General features: G+C 73.4%; 18 protein-coding genes. 9 read left to right on the top strand and 9 right to left on the bottom strand.

The window, feature by feature from the left end; genetic code table 11:
* Positions 1 to 4 precede the first annotated feature (4 nt).
* From FH608_RS22485 to FH608_RS22460, 5 genes are all read left to right on the top strand, one after another.
* Positions 5 to 1972 carry an AMP-binding protein gene (locus FH608_RS22485; protein WP_139632554.1) on the top strand — a complete coding sequence of 656 codons (1968 nt, stop codon included), beginning with the start codon at positions 5 to 7 and terminating at the stop codon, positions 1970 to 1972.
* 211 nt (positions 1973 to 2183) lie between these two features.
* Positions 2184 to 3176 (top strand): NAD-dependent epimerase/dehydratase family protein, encoded by a 993-nt coding sequence (locus tag FH608_RS22480; RefSeq protein WP_139632553.1) that lies wholly within the window; start codon positions 2184 to 2186, stop codon positions 3174 to 3176.
* Between the two features lie 111 nt (positions 3177 to 3287).
* The gene (locus FH608_RS22475) at positions 3288 to 4208 is read left to right on the top strand and encodes an alpha/beta fold hydrolase (RefSeq protein ID WP_139632552.1); all 921 of its coding nucleotides are present in this window, start codon (positions 3288 to 3290) and stop codon (positions 4206 to 4208) included.
* A 246-nt stretch (positions 4209 to 4454) separates the two neighbouring features.
* Positions 4455 to 5045: a DUF6230 family protein gene (locus FH608_RS22465; protein WP_139632550.1), complete on the top strand. Its 591-nt coding sequence runs from the start codon at positions 4455 to 4457 to the stop codon at positions 5043 to 5045.
* On the top strand, positions 5045 to 5476 hold the full coding sequence (locus FH608_RS22460; protein WP_226899816.1) for a DUF6114 domain-containing protein: 432 nt from the start codon (positions 5045 to 5047) through the stop codon (positions 5474 to 5476). The genes FH608_RS22465 and FH608_RS22460 overlap by 1 nt, the downstream gene beginning before the upstream one ends.
* Positions 5477 to 5547: 71 nt before the next feature.
* On the opposite strand, the gene FH608_RS22455 is transcribed toward FH608_RS22460, so the two are convergent.
* Positions 5548 to 5826, bottom strand: coding sequence for a hypothetical protein (locus tag FH608_RS22455; protein ID WP_139632548.1), 279 nt, complete (start codon positions 5824 to 5826; stop codon positions 5548 to 5550).
* A gap of 52 nt (positions 5827 to 5878) precedes the next feature.
* Entirely contained in the window at positions 5879 to 7096 is a 1218-nt protein-coding gene (locus FH608_RS22450) for a cytochrome P450 family protein (protein ID WP_139632547.1), read from the bottom strand.
* A 178-nt stretch (positions 7097 to 7274) separates the two neighbouring features.
* Here FH608_RS22450 and FH608_RS22445 point away from each other — a divergent pair, with 178 nt between their 5' ends.
* On the top strand, positions 7275 to 8822 hold the full coding sequence (locus FH608_RS22445) for an AMP-binding protein (protein WP_139632546.1): 1548 nt from the start codon (positions 7275 to 7277) through the stop codon (positions 8820 to 8822).
* A gap of 30 nt (positions 8823 to 8852) precedes the next feature.
* On the opposite strand, the gene FH608_RS22440 is transcribed toward FH608_RS22445, so the two are convergent.
* Positions 8853 to 9908: a TerC/Alx family metal homeostasis membrane protein gene (locus FH608_RS22440; RefSeq protein WP_139632545.1), complete on the bottom strand. Its 1056-nt coding sequence runs from the start codon at positions 9906 to 9908 to the stop codon at positions 8853 to 8855.
* 203 nt (positions 9909 to 10111) lie between these two features.
* Complete coding sequence (locus tag FH608_RS22435; RefSeq protein ID WP_139632544.1) at positions 10112 to 10573, bottom strand: MarR family winged helix-turn-helix transcriptional regulator; 462 nt, start codon at positions 10571 to 10573, stop codon at positions 10112 to 10114.
* 61 nt (positions 10574 to 10634) lie between these two features.
* Here FH608_RS22435 and FH608_RS22430 point away from each other — a divergent pair, with 61 nt between their 5' ends.
* Entirely contained in the window at positions 10635 to 11393 is a 759-nt protein-coding gene (locus tag FH608_RS22430) for an SDR family NAD(P)-dependent oxidoreductase (RefSeq protein ID WP_139632543.1), read from the top strand.
* Between the two features lie 13 nt (positions 11394 to 11406).
* On the opposite strand, the gene FH608_RS22425 is transcribed toward FH608_RS22430, so the two are convergent.
* Together FH608_RS22425 and FH608_RS22420 are read right to left on the bottom strand one after the other, a co-directional pair.
* On the bottom strand, positions 11407 to 13164 hold the full coding sequence (locus FH608_RS22425) for an ABC transporter ATP-binding protein (protein ID WP_139632542.1): 1758 nt from the start codon (positions 13162 to 13164) through the stop codon (positions 11407 to 11409).
* Positions 13161 to 15041, bottom strand: a complete 1881-nt coding sequence (locus tag FH608_RS22420) for an ABC transporter transmembrane domain-containing protein (protein WP_139632541.1) — start codon at positions 15039 to 15041, stop codon at positions 13161 to 13163. Before FH608_RS22420 ends, FH608_RS22425 begins: the two co-directional genes overlap by 4 nt.
* A gap of 69 nt (positions 15042 to 15110) precedes the next feature.
* On the opposite strand from FH608_RS22420, the gene FH608_RS22415 reads away from it, so the two are divergent.
* A complete protein-coding gene (locus FH608_RS22415; protein WP_139632540.1) occupies positions 15111 to 15896 on the top strand; it encodes an alpha/beta hydrolase in 786 nt (261 codons plus the stop codon).
* 62 nt (positions 15897 to 15958) lie between these two features.
* On the opposite strand, the gene FH608_RS22410 is transcribed toward FH608_RS22415, so the two are convergent.
* Together FH608_RS22410 and FH608_RS22405 are read right to left on the bottom strand one after the other, a co-directional pair.
* A complete protein-coding gene (locus FH608_RS22410; protein ID WP_139632539.1) occupies positions 15959 to 17872 on the bottom strand; it encodes an APC family permease in 1914 nt (637 codons plus the stop codon).
* 286 nt (positions 17873 to 18158) lie between these two features.
* Complete coding sequence (locus FH608_RS22405) at positions 18159 to 18521, bottom strand: hypothetical protein (RefSeq protein WP_139632538.1); 363 nt, start codon at positions 18519 to 18521, stop codon at positions 18159 to 18161.
* Between the two features lie 144 nt (positions 18522 to 18665).
* Here FH608_RS22405 and FH608_RS22400 point away from each other — a divergent pair, with 144 nt between their 5' ends.
* On the top strand, positions 18666 to 19418 hold the full coding sequence (locus FH608_RS22400; RefSeq protein ID WP_139632537.1) for a class I SAM-dependent methyltransferase: 753 nt from the start codon (positions 18666 to 18668) through the stop codon (positions 19416 to 19418).
* Between the two features lie 15 nt (positions 19419 to 19433).
* Here the strand turns inward: FH608_RS22400 and FH608_RS22395 are convergent, their stop codons facing one another.
* Positions 19434 to 20474 (bottom strand): LacI family DNA-binding transcriptional regulator, encoded by a 1041-nt coding sequence (locus FH608_RS22395; RefSeq protein WP_226899778.1) that lies wholly within the window; start codon positions 20472 to 20474, stop codon positions 19434 to 19436.
* Between the last annotated feature and the right edge of the window lie 141 nt (positions 20475 to 20615).

Genomic DNA, 20615 nt, shown 5'->3' with positions numbered 1-20615 from the left:
GGCGATGACACCCGACACACCTGCGGAGACCGTCCCTCCGGCCAGCGAGCTGATCACCCGCGTCCGGCGCCGGCGCCTCGACCTGCCCGGCGCCGTCGCCTGCCAGGTCGGCGGCCGGACACCGCGGGCGGTCAGCTACGAGGAGATGGCACTGGCGGTGCAGCGGACCACCGCCGCCCTGGCCCTGGCGGGAGTGGGTCACGGCATGCGAACCGTGCTGCTCGTGTACCCGGGCGTGGAGCTCGGCGTGCTGGCGCTGTCGCTGCTGCGGCTGGGGGCGGTGCCGGTGATGGTCGATCCGGGGCTGCCCTACGCCGACATCCGGCGCTGCCTGGAGCGGGCCGCTCCTGAGGCGTTCATCGGCGTCCCGCTCGCCCACGCGGCCCGGCTCGCGCTGGGCTGGGCCCGGCGCAGCAGCCGCATCGCCATCACGGTCGGGCCGCGCCGGCTCTGGCCCGGCCCGACGATCGCCGGCCTTCGGGCCGCCGCCCAAGGCCGCTGCTTTTCAGGTCACCCACCGACCGGCTCGGCGGGTGGATCGGCGGCTGACCTGGCAAACCACCGAGCGAATGACCTGGTGGACCACCCGGCGCCCGACCCGGCGGCCCTCCTGGTGGACGGCCCGGCGGTTGACCTGGCGAACGACCCGACGCACGACATGGTGGCTGGCCTGGCGAGCGCCCCGGCGGCCGGACTGGTGGACGACTCTGTCACTGAGCTGGTGAACGACCCGCCCACCAGCTCAGCGACCGACCTGGTGACCGGCTTGGCGGCCGGCTCGCTGAAGGACTTGACCGCCGGCTCAGCGGGCACGCCTGTGGCTCGGGAGCCGGGGCCGGATGATGTGGCGCTGATCGCCTACACCTCGGGCTCCACGGGTCCGCCCAAGGGTGTGCCGCTGCGGCACCGGCACCTGACCGCGCAGCTCGACCTGCTCGACGAGCTCGGCATCATCCGGCCGGGAACCGCCATGCTGTCGACGTTCATCCCTTTCGCGCTGGGTGCGGCGGCTCTGGGGGCGACCGCCGTGATCCCCGACATGGACCCGCGGCATCCGATGCGTGCAGACCCGGCCGTCCTGGTGTCCGGCATCCGGCGCTACGGGGTGGCGACCGTGTTCGCCGCCCCGGCGCTGCTGGATCGGCTGGCCCGGCACTGCGCTGCCCGGGGCGTGGTGCTGGACACGTTGGAATGCGTCGCCGTGGCGGGAGCCCCGCTGCCGCTGCCCACGCTGGAGCGCGTGCGCGCGTGCCTGCCGGCCGCCGCGCGGGTGGTGTCGGTGTACGGCGCCACCGAGTGCCTGCCGGTGGCCGCCATCGAGGGCCGCGAGCTGGCCGCCGCCCGGACGGCGCACCCGGGGGCCGGGACGTGCCTGGGCCGGCCGCTGGCCGGTGCCGAGGTACGCGTCATCGGCGTCACCGACGATCCGGTCGGCGTCTGGAGCGATGACCTGCGGGTGCCGACCGGAACGGTGGGGGAGATCGTGGTCGCCTCCCCCGCGGTCAGCGACCCGTACCTCGACGATCCTCGCGCCACGGCCATGGCCAGGATCGCCGACGGTGACCGGGTCTGGCATCGCATGGGCGATCTGGGCCACCTGGACGACCAGGGCCGGCTCTGGTTCGCCGGCCGCAGGTCCGAACGCGTGCGTACCCGCGGCGGAGACCTGTGCACCGACCACGTCGAGACCCTGCTCGCCGGCGTGCCGGGGGTGCGCCGGACCGCCCTGGTCGGCGTCGGCCCGGCGGGCGAGCAGCGGCCGGTCCTCGTGGTGGAGCGCGAGCCGGGCGCCCGGCGGGCCCGCGTCCGGGCCGCCGTCCTCGAGGAGGCCGCACGGCATCCCCGTACGGCCGCCCTGCGCGAGGTGCTGTTCCATCCGGGCTTTCCCGTGGACGCCCGGCACAACAGCAAGATCCGCCGGAACGTGCTCGCCACCTGGGCCGCCCGGCGCCTGCGCGGAGGCCACGGATGAGCGTCCTGGTGACCAGCACATTTCGTTCCCCGGCCCCGCCAGGTGTCGGCAGCTACGCGGAGGTCGCAGATGAAGATCCCGGTAACCAGCACAACCCCCAGACCCACCAGATGTCGGCTGCCACTCGGAAGTGACAGATGAAGATCCTCGTAACCGGCAGCACCCGCTCCCCCAGCCCCACCGGGCGTCGGCGGACACGCGGAGGTCTCAGATGAAGGTCCTCGTCACCGGCGCGAGCGGGTTCCTCGGTCTGGCCGTGTGCCGGCGGCTGGCCGCTCGCGGCGACACCGTACACACGCTGCACCGCCGGTCGCATCCCGAGCTGGACGCGCTGGGCCTCACGCAGCACCTGGCCGACATCCGCCACCCGGCGGCCGTCCGCGCCGCCGTCGGCGCCTGCGAGGCCGTGGTGCACTGTGCCGCCAAGGCGGGGGCGTACGGCCCCGCTCGCGACTACCGCGAGATCAACGTGGACGGTACGCGCAACGTGCTGGACGCCTGCGCGCGCAGCGGTGCGCGGCTGGTGCACCTCTCCTCCCCCAGCGTCGTGCACGACGGGCGCGACCTGGAGGGGGTCGATGAGTCGGTCCCGTACGCGCGCCGCTACCCGGCGGCCTACCCTCGTTCCAAGGCCCTGGCGGAACAGCTGGTCCTGGCCGCCACCGGCACCGTCCCCGTCGTGGCGCTGCGCCCGCACCTCATCTGGGGCCCCGGCGACCCGCACTTCCTGCCCCGGCTGGCCGCCAACCGGCACCGGCTCTGGCTGCTGGGGCCGACAGACAAGATCATTGACACCGTTTACGTCGACAACGCCGCCGATGCCTGCCTGCTGGCCCTCGACCGGCTACGCCCCGGCTCGCCGCTGTGCGGCCGGACGTACTTCATCGCTCAAGGGGAGCCCTGCGGATTCGGCACGTGGGTGAACGCCCTGCTCGGGGCCGCCGGACTGCCCCCGGTGCGGCGCCGGCTTCCGGTCGTGCCGGCGAAGCTGGCGGCCGCGCTCATGGAGCGGGGCTGCGGGCCGGCGCGGGCTCTGGGGCTGCGCGTCGAGCCGCCTCTGACGAGGTTCCTGGTGGAGCAGGCGTCCACCGCGCACTGGTTCGACCTGTCCGCGGCCCGTCGTGACCTCGGCTACCGGCCGCGGGTGAGCATGGCCGAGGGCCTGACCCGCCTGACCGCCCACCTGACGGAGGCCGATCCATGATCCCGGCCACCCTTCCACCGCGCGGAGCCATCCGATGCCCCGGGCCACCCATCCACCTCGCGAAGCCATCCGATGCCCCCGGCCACCCATCCACCTCGCGGAAGCCACCTCATGACCAGGTTCCCCGGATACCCGTTCGCCTCCCGCTGGTTCGCCCATCCCGCTCGTGCGGGGCTGCGCCAGCACTACGTGGACGAGGGGGCGGGAGAGCCGCTGCTGTTCCTGCACGGCAACCCCTCGTGGAGCTACCTGTGGCGGAGGCCGATCCTCGCGCTGCGCGACCGCTTCCGGTGCGTCGCCCCCGACCACATCGGCATGGGCCTGTCGGACAAGCCCGCCGCCGGCGACTACCTCCACACGCTCGCCTCCCGCGTCGACGACCTCGACGCCCTGACCTCCCACCTCATCGCCGACCGGGGCGCCCCCGACAAGGGCTGGACGCTGGTCATGCACGACTGGGGCGGGCCGATCGGCATGGCCTGGGCCTGCCGCCATCCCGGCCGCGTCGCCAGGCTGGTCGTCCTCAACACGGCGGCCTTCCCCAACCCGCACGGCGAGCGTGCGCGACTCCCCCTGCGGCTCCCGCTCTGGCTGCTGGGCGACACCGCGCTCGGGGCCCGGCTGATCCTGCGGCACAACCTCTTCGCCCGAGGGGCCACCTGGCGGCCGCTCGGCGTGCGCCGTCGCATGCCCGCCCTCGTGCGGGAGGCGTTCCTCGCCCCGTACGACCGGCCGGAACACCGCGTGGCCATCCAGCACTTCATCCAGGACATCCCGCTGCGTCCCCGCGATCCCGCGTGGCCGATCCTCGACGGCATGGGCCGGGAGCTGCACCGCTTCGCCGACCGGCCGGCCCTCATCGGGTGGGGACTGCGCGACCCGGTCTTCGATCCCGCCATGCTCGCTTGCTGGCGCCGTCACCTGCCCCGGGCGCGGACCCATGTCTATCCCCGCGCCGGCCACTACGTGCTGGAGGACGCGCACGAGCAGCTCGTCCCCGCGATCGGTGACTTTCTCGAAGGGAACGGCTGAGCCGGCGTGGCGGCGGCGCACCGGGCTCCGGAGGTCGGGTCGCCGGAGCGGAGCGGTCGGGCGGACCGGTCGGGCGGGGCGGTCGGGCGGGGCGGTCGGGCGGGGCGGTCGGGCGGGGCGGTCGGGCGGGGCGGTCGGGCGGGGCGGTCATCGTCTGCCGAGGGAGACCACGCCGTTCGGCGTCCAGCCGGACGCCACCAGCTGAACACGCAGAGTCATGTACTTCGAGCAAGTAGGAGAAGGGTGGTGCGGGGTCGGGTGCGGTGGCGGCGGTTCCTCGTGATGCTGGTCCCTTCGCTGCTCGCCCTGGGCGTGCTGGCGACAGGGATGGCGCAGGGCGCCCTGCCGGCGTCGTTCGCGGTGTCCGGGCGGCAGATGAAGGTGTCGGCGGACAGGCTGACAGGGCGCGGCCTGGGGCTGTTCCCCGGAGTGGTGCGGTCGGTGGACGGCCGCAGGCACGTGGTGCTGAATCTGTCGTTACGCACCGCGCAGGTGTACGGGCTGTGCCAGTCGGCCCTGGTGGACACCCCGCTGGGACGGTTCACGGTACGGCTGAGCGCGCGCGATCGCGGCCGGCCCTCGCGCATCAGCCAGCTGGCGATCGCGGCCACCTCCCTGTCCGCCGACGTGGACTTCAGCTCGGTCGTGATCAACCAGGACGCCGGGCTGCTGAGCCTCGGGGATGCCCTGGAGGGCAGGCGGGGCGACTTCGGGCTCGGTGCGCCGGCGTTCACGGTGCGGGACGTGACGGTGGACACCTGGATGGTGACGGGAGGAACGTTCCGGGTGGACGACCTGCAGGTGGCCGTGGGCCGGGGGGTCCGGCCGTGCTTCTGATGTTCGCGGGCGCGCTGGCCAGAGGGCTGGGCTCGGTGGCGGCCTGGACGCGGCGGCGGCCGTTCTGGGCGGGATGCCTGCTCGTGGCCGCCGGGATCGAGATCCTGCTGGTGCCGGTCGCCGGTACCTGGGTGATCGTCCACACGGGGGTGGGGGGTTACGCGGGGTTCCTGCTGGGGCTGTTCCTGGTCGCCATGGGGCTGGGGCTGTGGTTCGCCTCCGAGCAGCGTTTCGTCATCGCGGTGCTGGCGATCCTGGCGGCGCTGGCGGCGTTCGTGCTGTCGAACCTGGGCGGGCTGCTGGTGGGTTCGCTGGTCGCGATCGTGGGCGCGTCCATGGGATCCGCCTGGACGCCCCGCCGGCCCAGCCCGCCGCAGCAGCCCCAGAAGCCGCGGCCCCGTCAGCCGCTGCGGTCCCGCCCGCCCCGGTAAGGACGAGGGCGGGCGGTTTGTCGCCTCATTTAGGGATTCGTACCGGCTCGATGACGGCCGGGGTCGCCTGCTCACCACCACCTCCCCGCGGTGCACGACCGTCTGCCGGACCCCGAACCGCTCACCGAGGTTCCCCTGGACCCGGCCACCGTGCTCTCGGCACGGGCGGCCGCCTCGGCGTCGCCGAACACCGTGATCGTCATGACGGTCCCCTCGCCGGTGTCGACGGCGGCGTAGAGGAGCGCGCCCACCTGCTCGGGGATCCGGTCGGCGAACTCCTCGTCGACCCGCTGGACCATCTCCGCTACCGCGTCAGGGCTCGCGGCGTACTGCCTGATCATCGCGTACATGCGCATCACGTTATATCCCCATGGGAAGACTTTCGAGTCTCTACATGAGGACTTAATTCGAGATCCCCAGGTTGACCGGCAGGGACAGCGGGCCGATCGTGAAGAACGACGGGGAGTACGGGATCTCAGCGGGGTCGACGGCGAGGCTGAGCCCCGGCAGCCGCCCGTACAGCGAGGCGAGCGCCAGCCGGCTCTCCAGCCGGGCCAGCGGCGCCCCGATGCAGTAGCGCGGGCCGTGGCCGAAGCCGAGGTGTCCCGTCTGCCCGCGCGCCAGGTCGAACCGGTCCGCGCCGTCCCCGTACTCCGCCGGGTCGACGCCGCTCGCCTGGTACATCACGCCCACCGCGCGGCCCTTGGGGATGGGCACCCCGGCGACCGTCACGTCCTGGGCCGTGAACCGGAAGCTGGTCATCATCACCGAGTGGCGGTGGCGCAGGGTCTCCTCCACCACGTCGGCCCACCGGTCCCCGGCCTTGGCCAGCCGCAGCTGGCCGGGGTCGCGGGCCAGGGCCACGATGGCGTGGCCCAGCAGGTGGACGGTGGTCTCGTGGCCGGCGACGAGCATGAGCCACAGCACGCCGACCAGTTCCTCGGTGGTGAGCTTGTCGCCCTCGTCGCGGGCCTGGACCAGCCCGGAGGTGAGGTCGTCGCCCGGTTCGCGCTGCTTGCGCACCACCAGGTCGTGCAGGAAGGCCTGGAGGTCGTTCTGCGTCGCGAACGCCACGTCCGGCGGCGTGGTGTGCGCCAGCAGCGTGGCGGTCCAGTTGCGCAGCCGGAGCCGCTCCTCGGCCGCCACGCCGAACAGCTCGCAGATCACCCACATGGGCAGCGCCTCGGTGAAGGCGGGGACCAGGTCGACGCCGTCACCGGCGGCCACCACGTCGTCCAGCAGGCCGTCGATGATCTGCTGGATCCGGGGTTTCAGGCCCTCGACCCGGGCCGGGGTGAACGCCCTGCCCACCAGGCCGCGCAGCCGCCTGTGGTCCGCGCCGTCCCTGGTGGACAGGTGACCGCCCTGGACGATGGCGCGGAGCGGCCAGTCCTCGGGGATCGACCCGTCGTGGAGGGCCGGCCAGTGCCGGGGATCCCGGAGGAAGGTCCTGTTGTCCCCGGCGAGGATCTCCCGCACGGCCTTGTGGGTCAGCGCCAGGTAGGCGGGCACGCCGCCCGGGAACTCCACCTCGACCACGGGACCGAGCTCCCGGAGGCGGATGCAGGTGTCGAGCGGGTGCTCGCCCGCGGCTGGGAAGGAGGGGAGGTTTGTCGCCATGTGACTCCTTTGAGGGGTCCCGATGAGTGGCCGGCGATCTCATCCTTTCCCGCTGATCTCGCAGGAACCCCGCATCCGGTACGAATCGCGCCCACGAGCGCATCCCCCGGTGCCGGTACGGCGGTTGTCCTCGCCTGGCCTGGAGGCGATCATTGGAGGGCCGAGGGCGGGAGGGGCGATGTCCGGTCTGTCGTACGAGCCGTTGACTCCGACGAGCTTCCTCGAACGGTCGGCGGCCGTGTTCGCGCAGCGGCTCGCGGTCGTGGACGGCGCGATGGCGCTCACGTACGCCGAGCTCTGGGAGCGGGCGCGGCGGCTGGCCGGCGGGCTGGCCGGGAGCGGGGTGCGGCCAGGCGACCGGGTGGCCGTGCTGGCGGCCAACGGGCACCTGCTGCTGGAGGCGGGCGCGATCATGGTGCCGATGAACATCCGGCTCTCCTCGGGCGAGCTGGCGTACATCATCGATCACGCCGAGGTGTCCGTGCTGCTGCACGACCGCGAGCACGAGGAGCTGGCCAGGGCGGCGTCGGCGGCGAGCGCGGCGCGGCCGCGGCTGGTGTGCGGCGGGGAGGCGTACGAGGCGCTGCTGGACGGGGCCGAGCCGCTGCTGGTCCGGGTGAGCGACGAGCTGTCGCCGCTGTCGATCAACTACACGAGCGGCACGACCGGCCGCCCGAAGGGCGTCGTCTACCACCACCGGGGCGCCTATCTCCAGGCCCTGGCCATGGCGCTGCACACCAGGCTGGACGCCTCCTCCGCCTACCTGTGGACGCTGCCGATGTTCCACTGCCACGGCTGGTGCTTCCCGTGGGCGGTGACGCTGGCCGGCGCCCGCCACGTCTGCCTGCCCAGGGTCGAGCCGGAGCGGGCCTGGCGGTTGATCCGCGCGCACGGCGTCACGCACCTGTGCGGCGCCCCGACCGTGCTCACGTCGCTGCTGGCGCACCCCGACGCGCCCGCCGACGCGCTGGAGCCGCGGCTGCTGGCCTGCGTGGGCGGCGCGCCGCCGAGCCCCGCGCTGCTGGGGCGGGCGCTGCGGGCGGGGATCGACGTCATCCACCTGTACGGGCTGACGGAGACGTACGGCCCGGCCGTGATCTGCCAGCCGCAGCCGGAGTGGGCCGGGCTGGACGTCGCGGAGCTGGCGGCCCTGACCGCGCGCCAGGGCGTGGGCAACGTGATCGCCCAGCGCATCAGGGTCGTCAACGACAAGGGCGACGACGTGCCGGCCGACGCGGCCACGGTCGGGGAGATCGCGGTACGCGGCAACGACGTCATGCTGGGCTACCACCGCGACCCCGAGGCCACGGCCGCGGCGGCGCCCGGCGGCTGGTTCCGCACGGGCGACCTGGCGGTGCTGCACCCCGACGGCTACGTGCGGCTGGTCGACCGGGCCAAGGACGTGATCATCTCGGGTGGCGAGAACATCGCGTCGGTCGAGGTGGAGAACGTCCTGGTGAGCCATCCAGCGGTGGAGGAGGCGGCGGTCGTCGCGCGGCCGGACGCGCGCTGGGGCGAGGTGCCCGTCGCGTACGTGAACCTGGCCGCGGGGGCGGACGCCACCGAGGGCGAGCTGATCCAGCACGTACGCGACCGCATCGCGCACTTCAAGGCCCCGAAGGCGGTCTTCTTCGGGGAACTGCCGAAGACCTCGACGGGCAAGATCCAGAAGACCGTGCTGAGGGAGCGGGCCACCGGCTCCGGAGGGGCTCCGGAGCCGGCGTAGCGGCCTCCGCGGGACCGGCGGCCCCACGGGTCAGGGGTCGACCGGATCGTGCTCCAGCCGCCTGGCGCGCTCGGCGTCCTCGCCTGGTGCCGGAGCGGCGTCCCTGCCCGCGTACAGGCTGGTGAGCGTGACGGTGAGGAGTGTCACGACGATGACGCCGAGCGAGGCGAGGGTGGGGATCTCGGGGACCCACGCCCACAGGCCGTGCGCCCAGTGCAGCACCAGCTTGAGCCCGATGAACGCCAGGATGACGCCGAGGCCGTAGTTGAGGTGGCGTAGCCTGGCCAGGACGTCGCGCAGCACGAAGTACAGCGCCCGCAGGCCCAGCAGGGCGAAGGCGTTGGTGGCGAAGACGAGGAACGGGTCCTCGGTCACCCCGTACACGGCGGGCACCGAGTCGACGGCGAAGACGATGTCAGTCGCGAACACCGCCACCGTCGCCAGGGCCAGCGGCGTGATCGCCCGCCGGCCCCCCTCGCGCACCACCAGCCGGAACCCGCGGTAGTCGCCGGTCACCGGGACGAAGCGGCGCAGCAGCCGGACGCTGCGCATGGAGTCGATGTCCACGTGCTGGTCGTCGCCCTTGAGCACCTTGACCGCCGTGACGATCAGGACCAGCCCGAACAGCAGGAACGCCCACGTACCGCTCTGCAGCGCCGCGGCGCCCAGCGCGATGAAGACGGCGCGCAGGACCAGCGCCCCGACGATGCCGTAGAGCAGCACCCGCTGGGTCAGCTCCTTCGGCACCGCGAAGGCCGCCAGCAGCAGCATGAACACGAACAGGTTGTCGACCGACAGCGACTTCTCCACCACGTATCCGGTGAAGAACTCGACCGCCACGCCGGTGCCGAAGGCGCCCCAGAGGTACGCGCAGAAGGCCACCGGCAGGATCAGGTAGAAGACGGACCAGGTCAGGGCCTCGCGCATGCGGACCTCGTGCGGGCGCCGGGTCAGCACGACGTCGATGACCAGCAGCAGGACCAGGCCGGCGATGGTGATCGACCACAGGCCGAAGGACGCGATGCTGCCCTGATCAGCCGCGATCGGAACCTGGTCGGGTGCAGCCAGCATTATCCCCGGGGACATGAAACCTCCTCGAACGTGCTCTGCCGTTCGAGGTCTCCTTCACCCGGGGGTAGCGGGCGGCCGTCCGGGGACGCTCACGTACGTCCGTACTGACCGGATCGGCACTTGGGAAGTACTCCCCTCGCCTCCGCTCAGGGTAGGGCAAATCCGGACGACGATCCACTATGGACTGCGAACCTTCGCGGCGTACGGCGCCGGAGCCTTCACTCCTCGGCCAGGACGTCGTCGCCCACGATGCCGCGCAGCCGGTCGTTGGCGCGCTCGAGCGTGGTGAGCGCGATCTCCCGCCACTCCTCGCTCGTCTCCCCCATGGCCTCCTCGGCGAGCTCCGCCCAGGCGCGTTCGATGGCGGGCACCAGGGCGTGGCCCGCCTGCGTGACCAGGATGCGCACCTGGCGGCGGTCACCCGCCACGGCCTCGCGCCGGAACCATCCGCCGCTCTCCAGCCGGGCCAGGCTCCGGGTCGCGGTCGGCGGCTCGATGCCGAGCCGCCCCGCCAGCTCCTTGACCGTCATGCCGCCGGGCTCCTGCGCCAGCAGCCACAGCAGCACGTCCTGCCCCGGGTGCAGCCCCAGCGCCGCGAGCTTGCGCGCCTTGGCGACGCGGTAGAGCTTGCTCATCTTGTTGAGCGCCCGGTTGACGCGCATCGCCTCGCTTGCTTCCACGTTCTCATCCTACCGATGTATAGTCGGCTAATAACTAGTCGGCTAACTATTGGAGATGATGATGGATCTCGGACTCGACGGACGGGTCGCCCTGATCACGGGAGCCTCCGGCGACATCGGCCGGGCGATCGCCAGGGCGTACGCGGCGGAAGGCGCCCTCGTCGCCGCGGGGTGGCACCGCAACGAGGAGCAGGCCCGCGCCCTCACCGACGCGATCGTCCAGGACGGCGGCAAGGCGATCGCGGTGGGGACCGACCAGCGCGACCCCGGATCGGCCGCGGCGGTGGTCCGCCAGGTGGAGCGCGAGCTCGGGCCCGTGGCGGTGCTGGTCGCGAACGCGGTCTCCTGGCCCACGATGGGGGAGGAGACGTGGGACACCCTGACCGACAGCCTCACCACGAACGTGGCGGGCACGCTCTCGCTGGTCGATGCCGTGCTTCCCGGCATGCGCGAGGCCCGGTGGGGGCGGCTGGTGCTGATCTCCACCGACGTGGTGGATCACCCGGTTCCGGCGGGCGCGGCGTACCCGGCCGCCAAGGGCGCGCTGGAGGCGGCGGCGCGCGTGCTCGCCGTGCGGGAGGGGCGGCACGGCGTCCTCACCAACGTCGTACGGCCCGGCTTCACGCTGACGGAGCGCGCGCTGACCCACCCCGGCTTCGGGCAGGAGGTCGTCGACGCCGAGGCGGCGAAGACGCCGACCGGCCGCATCTGCATGCCAGAGGACGTGGCCTCCGCCGCCGCCTACCTGGGCTCGGCGGCGAACACGCACGCCAACGGGCAGATGATCGACGTGGCGGGCGGGCGGCACCTGACCCGCTGACCCGCCGCGCCGGTCAGTCGCCGTGCCACGACCTCCAGAGCGCGGCGTACGTGCCGCCCGCGGCGGCGAGGTCGTGGTGCGTGCCCAGCTCGGTGACCTGGCCCTCCTGCATGACCGCCACCCGGTCGGCGTCGTGCGCGGTCTGCAGGCGGTGGGCGATGGCGATGACGGTACGCCCGGCCAGCACGGCGGCCAGGGCGCGCTCGGTGTGGCGGGCGGTCCGCGGGTCGAGCAGCGCGGTGGCCTCGTCGAGGATCAGCGTGTGCGGGTCGGCGAGCACCACCCGGGCCAGCGCCACCTGCTGGGTCTGCGCGCCGTCCAGCCGGTGGCCGCCGGGTCCCAGCTCGGTGTCCAGGCCGTCCGGGAGGTCGCCGATCCAGTCGGCGCCGACGGCGGCGAGCGCCGCGCGCAGCTCGGCCTCCGTGGCGGCAGGGGCGGCGATGAGCAGGTTGTCGCGTACGGTGCCGAGGAAGACGTGATGCTCCTGGGTGACGAGGATGACGCGCTCGCGCAGCCGTACGGGGTCGAGGTCGGCGACCGGCACCCCGCCCACGGTGACGCCGCCGGTACGCGGCCGGTCCACCCCCGCCAGGAGCCGGCCCAGCGTGGTCTTGCCCGCCCCGGACGGGCCGACGATCGCCAGGCGCTCGCCGGGCCGGACGGTCAGGTCCACCCCGCGCAGCACGTCGGGGCCGCCGTCGTAGGCGTAGCGCACGCCGGTGACCTCCAGCCGGTCGCCGTCCGGCACGGCGGCGCTCCCGGCGGCCTGGCCCGGCCGCGCGGCCGGTGCGATGCCCTCGACCCGGGCGAACGACGCGCCGCTGCTCTGCAGGCGTTCCAGGTGGAAGAGCACGGTGTCGAGGGGTTGCGACAGCTGCCGCAGGTAGAGCGCCGCGGCGACGACCGTGCCCAGCGTCATCGAGTCGCCCGCCAGGAAGCCGCCGACCAGCAGGACGCCGGCCACCGGGATGACGTAGGAGACGTCCACGATCGGGAAGAGCACGCTGCGCAGGAACAGGGTGCGCAGGCGGGTCGCGCGGCACTCCTCGACAGCCCGCAGGCAGGCGTCGAGGCGGCGGCGCTCCAGCCCGAGCGCCTCGACCGTGCGGGCGCCGATGGTGGTGGCGGCCAGCTGCTCGGCGAGCGCCGAGTTGGCGGCGCCTTCCGCCAGGTACGCCGTGGCCGCGCGGCGCAGGTACCAGCGGGCCGCGAACCAGATGCCCAGCAGGCCGAGCACGCCGCACGCGCCCAGCAGCGGGTTCAGCGTGAAGACCGCGCCCAGGATGAACGCGGCCTGGACGGAGGCGATGAGCACCTCCGGGCCGGCGTCGCGCAGCGTGGCGCCGACCGCGGCCACGTCGGTGGTGCCGCGGGTGGTCAGGTCGCCCGTGCCGGCCCGCTCGACCACCGAGGCGGGCAGGTCGAGGGCGCGCTCGGCGAACTGCTCGCGGACGCGGGCCAGCGTACGCTCGCCGAACCGGTGGGCGAGGTGGCCGGCGTAGCGCGACAGCAGCAGCTGGGCCAGGGCGAAGCCGAGGATGGCCACGGCCAGCCGGTCCACCGCTTCGACGCCGGCGCCGGACTTGACCTCGTCGATGATGCGGCCGAGCAGCCACGGGCTCACCAGCCCGGCGCCGGCGGCCAGCGCGTTGAGGGCGATGACGGCGGCGAAGGTGCGGGCGTCCAGGCGGATCAGCCGCAGGGCGGCGCGGCGGGTCGCGGAGGGCTCGGCGACGGGCAGCGCCCCGCGGCCCGTGGGGGCGTCCGTCATCGAACCGCCTCCTCGGGCCGCCCGAGCGGACCGGTTCCGTCAGGCGAGCCACCCCCTCCGAGCGGCCCGGTTCCATCGGACGCGCCACCCCCTCCGAGCGGCCCGGTTCCGTCAGGCGGGCCGCCTCCTTCGAGCGGACCGGTTCCGTCAGGCGGGCCGGCCGCCCCGGGAGGGCCGGTCTCGTCGGTCGTGTCGCGTGAGACCAGCAGGCGGTAGCCGGGGTGGTCGCGCAGGAGGTCGCGATGGCCGCCGGCCGCCGCCACCGACCCGTCCACCAGGAAGTACACCGTGTCGGCCTGCTCCAGCAGGAGCGGCGAGGTGGTGGTGACCGCCGTGGCACGGCCCTGGCGCGCGGCGCGCAGGCGGGAGGCGACGACGGCCTCGGTGTGGGCGTCGAGGGCGGACGTGGGTTCGGCCGCCAGCAGGACCTCGGGGTCGGCCAGCAGGGCGCGGGCCAGGCGCACGCGCTGGCGCTGCCCGCCGGACAGGTTGCGGCCCTGGTGGTCGAGGACGGCGTCCAGCCCGCCGGGCAGCCCGCGTACGACGTCCTCCGCCATGGCCGCGTGCACCGCCCGCTCGACGGCCCGCCCGTCCGGGTCCCGGCTGCCCGCGACGACCTCGCGCAGCGTGCCGGCGAACAGGTCGGCGTCGTTGTCCGCCACGAGGACCCGTTCGCGCAGCGCGGCCCGGTCGACGGCGTCGAGGCGGACCGCGCCCCACGTCGCGTCGGACGGGGCGAAGCCGCCGAGCCGGTCGAGCACCGCCGCCGACTCCCCCGGGCGGGCGCTGACCAGCGCGACCAGCGCGCCGGGGACGACCTCGACACCCGAGTCCGGATCGCGCAGCGCCGAAGGAGACGCGGGCGGAGACTGGCGGGCGTCCGTGGCCTCGGGCTCCACGTTGAGGAAGCGCACGACGCGGCGGGCCGCCACGAGGCCGCGGCTGAGACCATACGCGCCCTCGACGAAGGACGAGACCGGCACCACCAGCACGGCGGCGTACCCGTAGACTGCGACCAGCTCCCCCACGGTGATCTCGCCCTGCGCGGCCATCCGGGCCGCCGGCCAGGTCACGGCGCCGAGGAACAGCGTGGGCAGCCCGACGCCCAGGGCCTGGATCCAGCTGGTCACGGCCCCCACCCGGTAGCCCTCCTCCTGGAGGCGGCGGGAGCCGGACCGGTAGCGCTCGGCGTACACCTCCTTGCCGCCGATGCCGTTCAGGACCCGCAGTCCGGCGGCGATGTCCCCGAACCGGGCGGCCAGCTCCCCCTGCCGCGCCCGGTACGCCGTCTCGGCGCCGCGCAGCCGTCCCATCAGGGGGCCGAGCAGCACCACGAGCAGCGGCACGCCGAGCAGCACCACCGCGGCCAGCAGCGGGGAGACGGTCAGCAGCAGCACGGCCACCACGGCGTACGCGAGCACCGCGCCGACGCCGGGGCCGGTGATGGTCAGCGTCTCGGAGATCACGGCGGCGTCGCCGAACCCGATCGTCACCACCTCCCCCGCCGTCACCCGGCGCGAGAGCGACGCGCCGAGCCGGGTGGCGTGCCGTGCCACGACGTGTACGGTCCGGAAGGCGGCGTCCATCCTGACCCTGGTCATCGTCCGGTGGCGCATGATGGCCAGCCAGGCGTTCAGCACGCCGACGCCCAGCACGGCGGCGATCCAGCCGGCCAGCGCGGGCCGGTCGCCCGCCGTCAACCCGTCGTCGATGGCGCGGGACAGCACGTACGGCGGGAGCGTCAGGAAGACCATCCACGCGCTGCCCAGGGCGGCGCCGGCGGCGATCCTGCGGCGCTGGCTCGTGACCAGCCACCACAGGTAGCGCCCGGCGCCGCGACAGTCGGGAGTCCCGGGGTCCATGGTCCGTTCTGTCATGGGATCGACCCTAGAGGCCGCCTCCCCGGGCGCCGGGCAGGGGGTACCGGGCCGATACCATCCGTCGGCATGAGCGAGCACCCCCTGTGGCCCGCGACGCGGACCGGCGCCGGTGAGGCGACCGTCACGGCGTTCCCGGTGGACGGCGACCGCACCGCCGCGGCTGTCGTGATCTTTCCCGGCGGCGCCTACCACCACCTCGCCGACCACGAAGGGGCTCCGGTGGCGCGGTGGCTCAACTCGCTGGGCGTCGCGGCGTTCGTGGCGCGCTACCGGATCGCGCCGCACCGCCACCCGCTGCCCCTGCTCGACGCCGCCAGGGCCGTGCGCTGGGTCAGGCACCACGCGGCGGGGATCGGGGTGGACCCGGCGCGCGTCGGGGTGCTCGGCTTCTCGGCGGGCGGTCACCTGGCCGGGCTGCTCGCCACCGAGACGGGACCGATGCTGCCGGAGGGCCCGCACGACGAAGTGGACGCCGCCGATCCCCGGCCCGGCCTGGCCGTGCTGTGCTATCCCGTCACCGCGCTCACCGGCCCGGCCGCTCACGGGGGGTCGGCGGACAACCTGCTCGGCGGGGAGGCGCCCGAGTCGCTGCGCTCCGAGCTGTCGCTGGCCGGTCGGGTCGGCGCGGCCGCTCCGCCCACGTTCCTGTGGCACACGGCCGACGACGCGGCCGTGCCCGTCGAGAACACCCTCCAGCTGGCGGGGGCGCTGGCCCGCCACGGGGTGCCGCTGGAGGTGCACGTGTATCCCAGCGGCAGGCACGGGCTGGGGCTGGCCGGGGAGGAGCCGGTCGCGGCCGACTGGACCCGGCGCTGCGCCGCCTTCCTGCGCGGCCGGGGCTGGTGCCCCTGAGCGTGCCCGCCGACGCGGCCGGCCGAGCTGGACGCGCGCCCGCAGCGCCGGTGCGGGGACGGTCAGCCGACGTGGACGTGCGGGCGGCGCTCCCGGTCCTGTTCCGCCTGGCGCAGCACCTCCCTGGTCATGGCCGGTACGTCGCCCCCGCCGAAGAGCACGTACCGCAGCATCGCCACGACCGGGTTGCCCTCGCCCCAGTGGAAGTAGATGTGCGGCACGCTTTTGGTCCGGTCCCGCAGGTGCAGCAGCAGCGCGGCCAGCGAGTTCGCCACGGCCGAGCTCTCGATCTTCAGGATCCGGTGGCCGTACCGCTCCTCGCCCTCGACGTGCAGCTCCGACGCGAACTCCGAGGCGTCCGGCACCGTCACCTCCACGAACATGACCGGCTCGGCGGGCCGCAGCCGGTGCGTCAGCCACATCTCGCGTGACTTGTCGTTGTACTCGGCCTGGTCCCGCTTGTCCGGCTCGTGGGCGATCAGGTGCAGCTCGCCGCAGGCCGCCTCGTACACGAACCGCTCGGCCAGCGGGTCGAGGTGCACCTCGGTGACGCGCAGCTCGGTCGAGCGGGTGGCACGGGAGATCAGCGAGGTGGCGATGATGGCCGCGATGAAGAACGAGGCGATCTTGACGCCTTCGGGCCGTTCCCTGATGTTCTCCGCCAGGGTGTAGGCGAGCAGAAGCGCGATGACGCCGAAGGCCGCGCGCGCCCCGCGCCGGCGGGCCCGGTGCGCCGAGAGCGTGACGGCGACGGCGGCCGAGAGCATGAGCACGAGGACGCCGGTGGCGTACGCGCCGCCCTGGGCGTTCACGTCGGCGCGGAAGATGACCGTGATCCCGAACGCGATCGCCGAGAACACCAGCACCAGCGGGCGCACCGCGCCCGTCCACTCCGGCGCCATGCCGTATCTGGGCAGGTAGCGGGGCACCAGATTGATCAGCCCGGCCATCGCGGAGGCGCCGGCGAACCACAGGATGGCGATGGTGGACACGTCGTACGCGGTGCCGAACCCGTTCCCCAGGTAGCCGTGCGCCAGGTACGCCAGCGCCCGCCCGCTCGCCCTGCCGCCGTCCTGGAACTCGTGGGGCGGGATCAGCACGGTCGTGACGAAGCTGGACAGGATCAGGAACACGCTCATGATGAGCGCGGCGGTGGTGAGCATCCGCCTGGCGCCCCTGATCCGTTCGCTGATCTCGCCTCTGATCACCGGCATGACGGCGACGCCGGTCTCGAATCCCGACAGGCCCAGCGCCAGCTTCGGCATGACGACCAGTGACAGGCCGATCATGGCGAGCGGGCTGGAGTAGTCCAGGCTCAGCGCGCGCCGCCAGTTCACGACGGCCTGCGGGGCCTCGGCGACGTGGACGAGGGCGGTCGCGACGACGACCGCGTTCAGCGCCAGGTAGACGAACACGAGCAGCACGGCGATGCCGATCGCCTCGGTGAAGCCCATCAGGAACACCCCGCCGAGCAGGGCGAGCAGCGCCAGCGTCACGCCGACCCGCTGCCCGTCCAGGAAGCGGGGGACGAACGGGTTCTCCAGGATGTGCGCGGTGGCGTCGGCGGCCGACAGCGTCATCGTGATCACGAAGTCGGTCGCCGCGAAGCCGAGCAGGACCAGCACGAACAGCTTGCCCCACCACTTCGGCGCGAGCCTCTCCAGCATGGCGACCGAGCCCTGCCCGTACGGGGACTCGGCGGCGACCCGGCGGTAGACGGGCATCGCGCCGAGCAGCGTGAGGGCGACCAGGAACACGGTGGCCACCGGTGAGAGCAGCCCGGCCGCCAGCGCGGCGATGCCCGGCTGGTAGCCGAGGGTGGAGAAGTAGTCCACGCCGGTCAGGCACATCACCCGCCACCACGGGTGCTTCACGTGGGGTCCGTGCTCCAGCTGCCTGCGGTCGGTCTGCAGGCCCTCCAGCAACCAGGAGCGCAGCGTCCCTGCCGTGGCGGCCGGCCGCTTCGCCAGCACCATGACGGTCACCCCTCCATCAAGACCGCATGGCACATTTTCCACGCGTAAGGGGTGATCGACCTGATCAGAAGGTCAAGAAAGCGTATGAATAACGCTTGAGGCGGAAGAGGGCACGCCCCGGCCGCTGCCGCACGGCCGGGGCGTCCCTGCGCCTTTGGCGCCCCAGCCACTTCCCCGGACTGGGGCATGTCGAGACTATGGCTTTTCGTCCGCTTTGTATAGCTTTAATGCGGAAATCCGTACATGCGGCTTACCAGACCGCGCTATCCGTGCACGCGAGCCCGCGTCAACCGGTGAAGCGGATCGTCGCCCCCTTGCTGGTGATCGCCACCGTGCGGAAGTTGAGCCGGCCGATGGACCCGCTGCCGCCCTCTCCGATGTAGACGCTGCTGCCGCCCGACCGTACGAGGATCATGTCCTGGTTGAACATCCCGGCGACGTACTGCTTGGAGACGTACACCCTGCCGAGGCGGTACTTGCCGGCCACCCGGAAGCTCACCCGCTTGCTGAAGGTGAACTTGCACTTCCCGTCGTAGCACGCCCGGTAGCTGGGCCTGGCCGCGGCGGAGGCGGGGGTGGCGGCGAGGACGACGGGGCCCGCGACGAGGGCGCACCCCAGGGTCAGGGCGGTGAGGGCCTTCCGGTGCATGGTCTCCCCTTCTTGGGTTTCGCGGCGCTTCACAGTGGGACGAATCCGACGGCTCCGTTCTATCGGGCGCGAGCCGGGAGGGGTCCCGGCGCGCGTTTCCGGACGTGATTGAATCGGCTCTCGATCGAGCACGAAGGGGAACGCATGACGGTGGACCGCGAACGCAGTGTGGTGTTCGGCGAGGCAGTCGAGCAGTACGAGTCGGCCAGACCCGGCTATCCCGCCCGGCTCGTCGCCGAGGTGCTCGACTACGCGCCGCCCGGTCCGGTGCTGGAGGTGGGCGCGGGCACGGGCAAGGCCACCGCCGCGTTCGCCCTCCGCACGGCCGACCTGACCTGCGTCGAGCCCGACCCCAGGATGGCCGCCGCGCTGAGGGCCAAGTGCCCGGGCGTCCGGGTCGAGATCGGCATCTTCGAGGAGTACGTACCGGACCGGCCGTTCTCCCTGCTCTACTCCGCGCAGGCCTGGCACTGGGTCGACGGCGAGACGCGCTGGGACCTCGCCCACGCGGCGCTGGCGCCGTCGGGCGCGGTGGCCGTCTTCTGGAACCGGTACGGCATCACCGACCCCGGGCTGCGGGACGCCCTGGCCGCGGTGGACGCGCGTTACGGCGTGACCACGTCGAGCCTGCACAGCGACACCTCGGTGCGGACGCGGGCGGCCCGGCACGAGCTGGCGGACGATCCCCGCTTCACCGACCTCGACCAGCGCGCCTACACGCGCACCGACCGGTACGAACCCGCCCGCTACCTGGACCTCGTCCGCTCGATCTCGGCGTACCGGATCCTCGATCCCGGCACCCGCGACGCGCTGGTGCGGGACGTCGCGGCACTGGTCGGCGACGGCGTGGACCTGACCCTCGTCACCGACCTCACCCTCGCCCGCCGCAGGGCCTGAGGCCCGCCCAGGACGTCAGCGGGGCGGCGGCGCGGCGGTGCTCTGGCGGACGATCAGCTCGGGCACGACGTACGCGGCGGCGGACCGCTCCCCGCGGCTCTCGATCTGGTCGATCATGAGCGACACGATGCGCTCGGCGACCACGTCGAAGTTCTGCCGCACGGTGGTGAGCGGCGGCGTGAGGTAGGCCGACTCGTCGAGGTCGTCGAACCCGGCCACGCTCACGTCCTGGGGGATGCGGCACCCGGCCTCGGCCATCGCGCGCATCACGCCGAGCGCCATCTGGTCGTTGGCGGCGAAGACGGCCGTCACGCCGGGCCGCCGGGCCAGGGCGCGGCCCGCCTCGTATCCGCTGGCCGCGCTCCAGTCGCCGAACAGCACCCCGGGCACCGAGGCCCCCGCCTCCTTGAGCGTCGCGTGCCAGGACTCGGTCCTGCGCCGGGCGGCGTAGGAGTCCTCCGGGCCGGCGACGTGCCAGACCGTCTCGTGGCCGAGGTCGAGCAGGTGGCGGGTGACGAGCCGGGCGCCGCGTGCCTGGTCGGTGTCGACCATGGGGTGGCGGTGGCTGGCGTCGCCGTCGGCCATGACGACCGGCACGCCGGCCGGCAGGCGCAGCGCGGGCGTGTCGAGGATCTGCGCCTCGACCAGCACGATCCCGTCGACTGCCTGCATGGTGAGCCGGTCGAACGCCTCGTGCACGGCCCGCTCGGTCTGCGACTCGATGGCGATCATGTTCACGGTGTAGCCGGCCCGCTGGGCCGCCCTGGTCACGGCGTCGACGGTGCGGGCGTTGCCGAAGCTGGACAGCCCGAAGCTGATCAGGCCGAGCGCGCGGAAGTGGCCGGTGACCAGGGCGCGGGCGGCGGTGTTGGGGCGGTAGCCGAGCATGCGCATGGCCGACAGCACGCGCCGGCGCGTCTCCTCCTCCACGTTGCTGCGGTTGTTGGCCACCCGCGAGACGGTCTGGCTGGAGACCCCGGCCAGCGCGGCGACATCGGCCATCGACGGCCTGCGCGTGCGCCGCCTCGGCGCCGTGTCCTGTGTCGCCTCGCCCACTCTCACCCCTGGTCCGCTCGATGCTCTCGGCTGATGTTTACGTAAACACGGCTCCACGTCAATGCACGGCCGCGCGACCACTCAAATGCACCCGAACGGCCTCGATCGGTGACCGTCGGTTACCTGTTGACATGATCTGGC

It is taken from the genome of Nonomuraea phyllanthi (assembly GCF_006334985.2).
GTDB lineage: Bacteria > Actinomycetota > Actinomycetes > Streptosporangiales > Streptosporangiaceae > Nonomuraea > Nonomuraea phyllanthi.
The sequence above is the reverse complement of the archived record's forward strand: the minus strand, read 5'-3'. Positions and strand labels throughout refer to the sequence as shown.